The sequence below is a fragment of the Streptomyces anandii JCM 4720 genome, from assembly GCF_014650655.1.
In the GTDB taxonomy this organism is placed as follows: Bacteria; Actinomycetota; Actinomycetes; order Streptomycetales; family Streptomycetaceae; genus Streptomyces; species Streptomyces anandii.
The window spans coordinates 132,259-140,620 of the sequence record NZ_BMVJ01000004.1 but is presented as its reverse complement, the minus strand read 5'-3'; the positions used below and the strand labels follow the sequence as shown (position 1 = coordinate 140,620).

Here is an 8,362-nt window from a genome sequence, read left to right as displayed (position 1 = left end):
GGGCCGGCCCCGCGGCGGGATCTCCTCGCCGGCCCGCACCGGCCCCGGCGCCGTGCCGTCGCCGAACGGCCGGCCGCCGAGTTCCTCGCGGTGATGGGGCGTCAGCCACCCGGACAGGTCCGGGCCGAGGGGCACGATGCCGGTCGGGTTGATGCCGGTGTGCACCTCGTAGTAGTGCCGCTTGATGTGGTCGAAGTCGACCGTGTCGCCGAAGCCGGGCGTCTGGAACAGATCGCGGGCGTAGGCCCACAGCACGGGGTTCTCCGCCAGCTTCCAGCGATTGCACTTGAAGTGACCGTGATAGACGGGGTCGAAACGGACCAGCGTGGTGAACAGCCTGATGTCCGCCTCGGTGATCGTGTCGCCGACGAGGTAGCGCTGCCCGGCCAGCCGGTCGGCCAGCAGCTCCAGCCGCCGGAACACCCCGGTGCACGCCTCCTCGTACTCCCGCTGGCTGGTCGCGAAGCCGGCCCGGTACACGCCGTTGTTGACGTCCTGGTAGACCTCCGCCATCACCGTGTCGATCTCGTCGCGCCGCTCCTTGGGGTACAGCTCGGGCGCACCGGGCCGGTGCAGCGCGGTCCACTCGGTGGCGAGGTCCAGGGTGATCTGCTGGAAGTCGTTGGTGACCAGCTTGCCGCTGGGCACGTCGACGACCGCGGGCACGCTCACCCCGCCCGGATACCCCGTCTCCCGCTTGTCGTAGGCCTCGTTGAGGAACCGGATGCCGAGGACAGGGTCCCGTCCGTCCGGATCCAGGGTGAAACGCCAGCTGCGGTCGTCCTGGATCGGATCGGCCACGGCCAGCGACAGCGCGTCCTCCAGACCGAGCAGCCGCCGCGCGACCAGCGCCCGGCTCGCCCACGGACAGGCCCGGCTGACCACCAGCCGGTAGCGCCCGGCCTCCACCGGCCAGCCGTCCCGGCCGTCGGCCGTGATCCGGTCCGCGAAGTGGCTCCGGGACCGCTTGAAGGCCTTGTGGCCGTAGGCGCTGTTGCCCTCGCGCCCCTCGCTCATGGGTCCTCCTGCTGTACGGGTGCCGCACGGGTGTGCTGGTGAACGCGTTCCCCGAAATCGGCCGGCGGCACTGTGTGAGCCGCCCCGGCCGGGGCATTCGGCGAAAGGTGAGCGGCACATCGGGTGAGTATCCGGAGAATCGTACGAACGGTGGAGCGCGGTCTCACGCTCCCGACCGCAAGACGCGTGTCACCGTCCTGGTGGCGCTCGCGGCGAACCTGGTGATCGCGGTCGCCAAGGCCGTCGGCGGCCTGATCGCGCACTCGCCGGCGCTGCTGTCGGAGGCGGCCCACTCCGTCGCCGACAGCTTCAACGAGGTCTTCCTGCTGGCCGCGTTGCGCCGCAGCCGCCGCCCCGCGGACCGGCGCCACCCCTTCGGCTACGGCAAGGAGCGGTTCTTCTGGTCGCTGCTGGCCGCCGTCGGGATCTTCGTCATGGGGGGCTGCTTCTCCTTCTTCCAGGGCGTCGAGGCGCTGCGCAGTCACGAGCAGGAGAAGCTCAGTGGCTACGTCATCGGACTGATCGTGCTCGGCGTGGCACTCCTCGCCGAGGGGCTGTCGCTGCTGCGCGCGCTGCACCAGGTGCGCCGGCAGGGCGGCGCCAAGGGCGGACTGCGCGATCCGGCGCTGCGCACGGTCGTCGCCGAGGACGGCACGGCGGTGCTCGGTGTCACCCTCGCCATCATCGGCATGGCCCTGCACATGGTCACCGGGCAGGTCGTGTGGGAGGCCTCCGCCTCGCTCGCCATCGGCGCGCTGCTCGTCTACGTCGCCTACCGCCTCGGCCGGGACGCCCGCGACCAGCTCATCGGGGAGGCCGCCGACCCGGAGCTGAGCGGCCGCATCCGCAGTCTGCTCCAGGCCCAGCCGGAGATCGACAGCGTGGAGGCGCTGTTCACCATGAAGATGGGCCTGGACTCGGTGCTGGTGGCCGCCCGCATCGACCTCGCGCCCGGCCTGGACAGCGAGCGGGTCGAGGAGGTCGCCGTGCGCATCAAGCGCTCGATCGCCCGCACCGTGCCGGAGACGGACCAGATCTTCCTCGACGTGACCGACCGCCCGGCGGAGGAGGCGCACGAAAGCCCCGCCGCGACGGGGGAACGCGGCGGGGCCTGACGATCGGGTGCCCGGGCCCCCGGGGTTCATGCCCTCACTGCCCGGATTCCCGGGAACTCTTCGGGCCGGGGCCGGGGCCGGGGCCGGGCCCGAGCCGGAGCCCGGGCCGGGGCCGGCCCCGGAGGCCGCGCGCCGAAGGCCCGCGGGCTCAGTGCCCGTCGCCCGGCTCCAGCACGAAGACCGGGATGTCCCGCGAGGTCTTCTGCTGGTACTCGGCGTAGGGCGGGTACGCGGCGACGGCCCGCTCCCACCACTCGGCCTTCTCCTCGCCGGTGACCTCACGCGCCGTCATGTCCTGCTTGCGCGGCCCGTCCTGGAGCTCGACACGGGGGTCGGCCTTGAGGTTGAAGTACCAGAACGGGTGCTTGGGCGCGCCGCCCTGCGAGGCCACCACGGCGTAGCGCCCGCCGTGCTCCACCCGCATCAGCGGCGTCTTGCGGATCTTCCCGCTCCGCGCGCCCCGCGTGGTGAGCAGGATGACGGGCATCCCCGTGTCCATCAGCGTGGTGCCCTTGGTACCGCCGGAGCTCTCGTACAGCTCCACCTGGTCGCGCACCCACTGGGCCGTGCTCGGCTCGTACTCGCCCTCGAGCGGCATGGCGTCCGTCCTCTCCTCGCGTTCGGTGACCGGTCGTGCACCGGCCTTCAACACCGGCGCCCGCACGAATCATCCCTACCGCTCCCCGCCCCGCGTATCCCACGAGCCACGCCCACGGCACGCCGCCGCACGCCGCGTCCGAAGGATTCCGGCACCTTCCGGCGCCCGGCGGACGGGTGTATCGCGCCAGCAGCTTCACCCGCCAGGCGTCAGCAGCATCCGCACCGCCAGCACCGCCATCACGGCGCTGGAGGCGAGGGCCGTCAGGAGCCGGCCCCGGTGGCCGGCCAGGGCACGGCCGAGCAGGGCGCCGCCCGCCGCGAGCAGCAGTTGCCAGCTCGCGGACGCGGCCAGGGCGGCCAGCACGAACACCCCTTGTTCCAGGGCCGGTACGGAACCCGTGGCGCGGCTGCCGAGGACCAGGGCGGCGAAGTAGACGACCGTGGTGGGGTTGAGCAGGGTGATCCCGAGCAGGCCCAGATAGGCCCGGGACGGGCTCGGCGGGGGCGGCTGCGAGGCGGTGGCGGGGCGGTGTCCGGCGCGGTAGTGCCGTACGGCGGTGACCGCGCCGTGCGCCGCGAGACAGCCCAGCACCAGCACCGACGCCCAGCGCAGCGGCCCCATGACCGGCCGCAGCCCGGCGGCCAGGGCGGAGCCGCCGAGCGTGGCCAGCAGGGCGTAGAGCCCGTCCGCGGTGGCGACGCCGAGTGCGGCGCAGCCGCCGGTCCGCAGCGACGTGCGCGCGGTGAGCGAGACCAGGTAGGCGCCGACGGCGCCCACGGGCACGGCGATGCCGTAGCCCGCGAGCAGGCCCGCGACGAGCGCGGCCGTCATGACCGCGGCGGCGGACCGGACCTCTCCGGACGGCCGGCCCGCTGTCGGCGCGCGGCCGGGCGGGCGGCGGCGGACAGCGGCGGCACGGGTACGACGATCGTGGGCATGGCCGGATCCTGCGGCCCGCGAGTCGTCCACGGCAACCGAATTACGCACCGGAACAGACGCTTCCCGGCCAGTTCCCGCAGGTGACCGATCTGGCCGAACTTCTCGTCGCACCATAGATGCCTCGGGCATCTAATGAAGATCGGCACGACGCACCCTTCGTCTGCGAGGTCTTCCATGACGGACCCGACCGCACTGTCCGCACCCGTCGCCTTCCCGCAGGACCGCACCTGCCCCTACCATCCGCCCGCCGGCTACGACCCCCTGCGCACCGCCCGGCCGCTGACCCGCGTCACGCTCTACGACGGCCGCCCCGCCTGGATGGTCACCGGGCACTCCGTGGCCCGCGACCTGCTCGCCGACGCGCGTCTGTCCACCGACCGCACCCGGGACGGCTTCCCGGTGACCACGCCCCGCTTCGCCGCGGTCCGCAAGCGCAGGACCGCCCTGCTGGGCGTCGACGACCCCGAACACCGCGCCCAGCGCCGCATGATGATCCCCAGCTTCACCCTGAAGCGGGCCACCGCGCTGCGCCCCCGCATCCAGCGGATCGTCGACGGCCTCATCGACACCATGACCGCCCAGGGCCCGCCCGCCGAGCTGGTCGGGGCCTTCGCGCTGCCGGTGCCCTCCATGGTCATCTGCGAACTGCTCGGAGTGCCCTACGCCGACCACGAGTTCTTCGAGGAACAGTCCCGGCGGCTGCTGCGCGGCCCCACCGCCGACGACACGCAGGACGCGCGGGACCGCCTGGAGGAGTACCTGGGCGACCTCGTCGACCGAAAGAGCGCGGAGGACGGCGACGGCCTGCTGGACGAGCTGGTCCGGCGGCAGGCGCGCGAAGGGCGCCCGGACCGCGCCGAACTGGTCGCGCTCGCGATCATCCTGCTGGTGGCCGGACACGAGACCACCGCCAACATGATCTCGCTGGGCACCTACACCCTGCTGCGGCACCCCGGACGGCTGGCCGAGCTGCGCGCCGACCCCGCGCTGCTGCCCGCCGCGGTGGACGAGCTGATGCGGATGCTGTCGATCGCGGACGGGCTGCTGCGGCTGGCCACCGAGGACATCGAGGTCGCCGGGACCACGATCCGCGCCGGGGACGCCGTACTCTTCTCGACCTCGCTCATCAACCGCGACCAGGACGTCTACCCCGCGCCCGACACCCTCGACCTCCACCGCCCGGCGCGCCACCACGTCGCCTTCGGTTTCGGCATCCACCAGTGCCTCGGCCAGAACATCGCCCGCACCGAACTGGAGATCGCCCTCGGCACCCTGATCACCCGTCTGCCCGCGCTGCGCCTGGCCGCACCGCCCGAGGAGATCCCCTTCAAACCCGGCGACACGATCCAGGGGATGCTGGAACTCCCCGTGACCTGGTAAGAGGCTGCCGTCATGCACATCGACATCGACACTGATCTCTGTATCGGCGCGGGCCAGTGCGCCCTGGCGGCCCCGGGCGTGTTCACCCAGGACGACGAGGGCTACAGCAGCCTGCTGCCCGGCCGGGAGGACGGCGGCGGCGACCCGATGGTGCGGGAGGCCGCGCGGGCCTGCCCGGTCGGCGCCATCAAGGTCACCGAAGCGGCGGTGTGAGACCGTCGCCGGTCCGTACCGCGCCGCCTGACGCCCCGGGCATGTCCAGCACGCCCAGCGGCAGGCGGCGCAGGCGCTCCGGGGCGGCGATCACGTCGTAGGAGACGACCCGTCCGCCCTCGACGGCGATCTCCAGGACGAACAGCAGGCGCCCGCGCGGGGCGACCACGACCCCCGCGCGGCCGTCGACGAGCGCCACGGCGGCGAACCGGGCGCGGTCCCGCAGCACGACCGTGCCCTCCGCGACCGCCCGCGCCCCGCGCAGCTCCGCGGGCACCCCGGCGGGCAGGGCCGCGGGGTCGGCCCGGCGCACCACGTCCGGCGCGAGCACGTCCAGCAGAGCGCCCAGATCGCCGCCCCGGGCCGCGGCGAGGAACGCCTCCACGACCCGGCGGTGTCCCTCCAGCTCCGCGCCCGGCACCACGGGCGTGCCGCGCACCTTCGCCCGGGCCCGGCTGGCCAGCTTCTTCGCGGCCGGCTGCGAGCGGTCCACCACGGCCGCGATCCGGTCGAAGGGCACGGCGAACAGGTCGTGCAGCACGAAGGCGACCCGCTCCGGCGGGCTCAGCGTGTCCAGCACCACCAGCAGCGCCAGGCCCACCGAGTCGGCCAGCACCGCCTCGTCCTCGGGCGCGGCGTCCCGCCCGCGCATCTCCTGCGGCCAGTCGTCGCCGTACGGCTCCTCGCGCCGGGCCCTGCGCGAGCGCAGCATGTCCAGGCACACCCGGGAGAGGACGGTCGTGAGCCACCCGGACAGGTTGCCGACGCCGTCCGCGCCGGTGCGGCCGAGCCGGAGCCAGGTCTCCTGCACGGCGTCGTCCGCCTCGCTGAGCGAGCCGAGCATCCGGTACGCCACCGCCCGCAGCTGCCCGCGCCGTTCCTCGAACCGCCGGGCCAGGTCGTCAGGGTCGCTGGGGTGCATGGGTCACCTTTCCGGGTCGTGTTCCGTCACCTCACTGACGAACCGCACACGACCGAGGTGACCTTCCGATGCTGCTCCTCCACATCGACTCCAGCGCCGACGCGGCCGCCGACTCGGTGAGCCGCCGCCTGACCGGCCGCTTCACCCGTGCCTGGCGGGCGGCGCACCCCGCGGGCGAGTACCGCCGCCGTGACCTCGCCGCCGACCCCGTGGCCCCGCTGACCGCCGCGTACACCGTCCTGGGCCGGCGGGTCGAACGCGAGGGCTTCGTGCCCCCGTCCAAGGTGCCCGCCCTGATCGCGACCGCCGCCGAGCAGCGGGAGTGGGACCTGACCCTGCCCCTGATCACCGAGGTGCGGGCCGCGCACACGCTCCTGCTCGGGGTGCCGATGTACAACTTCTGCGTGCCCGCGGCCCTCAAGGCGTGGATCGACCGGGTGACCTTCCCGGGCGCGTTCAGGGATCCGGACTCGGGGGAGAGCCCGCTGCGCGACACCCGCGTGGTCGCGCTCATGGCCCGCGGCGGAGCGTACGGCCCCGGCACGCCGAGGGAGGCGTACGACTTCCAGACCCCGTACCTGGAGGCCTACTTCACCAACCTGGGCGTCGCACCCGGCCACTTCCACGCCGTGGCCGCCGAGCTCACCCGCGTGGACGTCCTCCCGCACCTGGCGGGCCTGCAACCACGAGCCGAGGCCTCCCGGGCCGCGGCCGAGCAGGCGGCGGCCTCGCTCGCCACGACCGGCTGAGCAAGCCGCTGCGGGGCAGGCGGCCCGGCTGTCGGTACGTTGGCGTCGGTACGTTGGCGGGCGACCTCGCCCCCGACGCCCCCGACGCCGTCGACGGCCCGTCAGGAGGACCGATGCCCGAGGACCGCCCGCCCCTGCCGCCCTTCACCCGCGAGAGCGCCGCACAGAAGGTCCAGGCCGCCGAGGACGCCTGGAACACCCGCGACCCGCACAAGGTCGCGCTCGCCTACTCCGAGGACTCCGTGTGGCGCAACCGGGACACCTTCGTCACCGGCCGCGCCGAGATCGTCGCGTTCCTCACCGCGAAGTGGGAGCGCGAGCTGGACTACGCGCTGCGCAAGGACCTGTGGGCGTTCGAGGACGACCGCATCGCCGTGCGCTTCCAGTACGAGTCCCGGGACACCCGCGGCCAGTGGTGGCGCTCGTACGGCAACGAGCTGTGGGAGTTCGACGCGCACGGCCTGATGACCCGGCGCGAGGCCAGCATCAACGACGTACCGATCGAGGAGGGCGAGCGCCGCATCCACGGCCCGCGCCCGGAGTCCGAGCGCGGACGCACCTTCCCGCTGCGCTGAGCCCGCCGGGCGTTCAGTAGGGTGCCCGGATGACCGAACCGGCCCGGGAACCCTTCCTCTACGTCGTCGTCTGCGCCGCCGGCATCGCCGCGGGCGTGGAGGAGCTGATCGCCGCCGCGCAGGGGCGGGGCTGGCGGGTCGGGGTCGTCGCGACACCGGTCGCCATGGGCGGCTTCTTCGACACCGCCGCCGTGGAGGCGCGCACCGGCCGTCCCATCCGGTCCGCCTGGCGCACCCCCGGCGACCCGCGCCCCTTCCCGCCGCCCGACGCCGTGGTCGTGGCCCCCGCGACCTTCAACACCATCAACAAGTGGGCCGCCGGAACCGCCGACACCCTGGCCCTGGCCACCCTGTGCGAGTCCTACGGCCTCGGCGTCCCGGTCGCCGTCCTGCCGTGCGTGGGCGGCGCCCTGGCCGCCCACCCCGCCTACCGGGAGAGCCTGGCCCGGCTGCGCGGGATGGGCGTCCGCTTCGGCGCCCCGTACTCCGGCGAACCCGCCGAGGACGGCACCCGCCCCGACTTCGCCTGGCCCCGCGCACTGGACCTGCTCGAACAGGCCCCGGAGGCCTGACCGGCCGACGCCCGCCGACCGATGGGCCGGCCGGGCGGCACCCGCGCGCCGGAGGGCTAGTCGGCCTGGGTCCGTGAGGCCGGGGGTGTGGCGGCTGTGGGTGCGGTCAGGGTCAGGGTGGTGTGGACCCTGCCGTTGAGGTCCACACCCGGCGGTGCGGACCGTACCCGTACCTCGGCGCTGACCTCGTACGTGCCCGGCCCGGGGTACTCGCCGGGCCCCGGCAGCGTGCCGGAGGCCACCGTGGCGCCGTCCCGGGCGGCGGTCCAGGTGCCCCAG

General features: G+C 74.1%; 10 protein-coding genes and 1 pseudogene. 6 read left to right on the top strand and 5 right to left on the bottom strand.

The window, feature by feature from the left end:
* On the bottom strand, window positions 1-1,017 hold a 1,017-nt coding region (locus tag IE249_RS09300), incomplete at its 3' end, for a glutathione S-transferase family protein (RefSeq protein WP_189704299.1).
* Between the two features lie 74 nt (window positions 1,018-1,091).
* Between IE249_RS09300 and IE249_RS09295 the strand changes: the two genes are divergently transcribed.
* Entirely contained in the window at window positions 1,092-2,132 is a 1,041-nt protein-coding gene (locus IE249_RS09295; RefSeq protein WP_189704551.1) for a cation diffusion facilitator family transporter, read from the top strand.
* Between the two features lie 148 nt (window positions 2,133-2,280).
* Here IE249_RS09295 and IE249_RS09290 read toward each other — a convergent pair whose 3' ends face one another.
* Both IE249_RS09290 and IE249_RS09285 read right to left on the bottom strand, forming a co-directional pair.
* Window positions 2,281-2,730: a nitroreductase family deazaflavin-dependent oxidoreductase gene (locus IE249_RS09290; RefSeq protein ID WP_189704298.1), complete on the bottom strand. Its 450-nt coding sequence runs from the start codon at window positions 2,728-2,730 to the stop codon at window positions 2,281-2,283.
* Between the two features lie 195 nt (window positions 2,731-2,925).
* Window positions 2,926-3,564 (bottom strand): LysE family transporter, encoded by a 639-nt coding sequence (locus IE249_RS09285; RefSeq protein WP_189704297.1) that lies wholly within the window; start codon window positions 3,562-3,564, stop codon window positions 2,926-2,928.
* 282 nt (window positions 3,565-3,846) lie between these two features.
* Between IE249_RS09285 and IE249_RS09280 the strand changes: the two genes are divergently transcribed.
* Both IE249_RS09280 and IE249_RS09275 read left to right on the top strand, forming a co-directional pair.
* A complete protein-coding gene (locus IE249_RS09280) occupies window positions 3,847-5,052 on the top strand; it encodes a cytochrome P450 (RefSeq protein ID WP_189704296.1) in 1,206 nt (401 codons plus the stop codon).
* A 12-nt stretch (window positions 5,053-5,064) separates the two neighbouring features.
* Window positions 5,065-5,265, top strand: coding sequence for a ferredoxin (locus IE249_RS09275; protein WP_189704295.1), 201 nt, complete (start codon window positions 5,065-5,067; stop codon window positions 5,263-5,265).
* Here IE249_RS09275 and IE249_RS09270 read toward each other — a convergent pair.
* Window positions 5,246-6,187: a sigma-70 family RNA polymerase sigma factor gene (locus IE249_RS09270; RefSeq protein WP_189704294.1), complete on the bottom strand. Its 942-nt coding sequence runs from the start codon at window positions 6,185-6,187 to the stop codon at window positions 5,246-5,248. The two genes, IE249_RS09275 and IE249_RS09270, sit on opposite strands and share 20 nt — an antisense overlap.
* A 68-nt stretch (window positions 6,188-6,255) precedes the next feature.
* Here IE249_RS09270 and IE249_RS09265 point away from each other — a divergent pair, with 68 nt between their 5' ends.
* The 3 genes from IE249_RS09265 (at window position 6,256) to IE249_RS09255 (ending at window position 8,083) form a co-directional block, all read left to right on the top strand.
* A complete protein-coding gene (locus IE249_RS09265) occupies window positions 6,256-6,936 on the top strand; it encodes an FMN-dependent NADH-azoreductase (protein WP_189704293.1) in 681 nt (226 codons plus the stop codon).
* Between the two features lie 113 nt (window positions 6,937-7,049).
* Window positions 7,050-7,511: a nuclear transport factor 2 family protein gene (locus IE249_RS09260; RefSeq protein ID WP_189704292.1), complete on the top strand. Its 462-nt coding sequence runs from the start codon at window positions 7,050-7,052 to the stop codon at window positions 7,509-7,511.
* A 29-nt stretch (window positions 7,512-7,540) separates the two neighbouring features.
* The gene (locus IE249_RS09255; RefSeq protein ID WP_189704291.1) at window positions 7,541-8,083 is read left to right on the top strand and encodes a flavoprotein; all 543 of its coding nucleotides are present in this window, start codon (window positions 7,541-7,543) and stop codon (window positions 8,081-8,083) included.
* 56 nt (window positions 8,084-8,139) lie between these two features.
* Here IE249_RS09255 and IE249_RS09250 read toward each other — a convergent pair.
* Window positions 8,140-8,362 (bottom strand): annotated as a pseudogene (locus IE249_RS09250) (hypothetical protein); the annotation flags it as partial.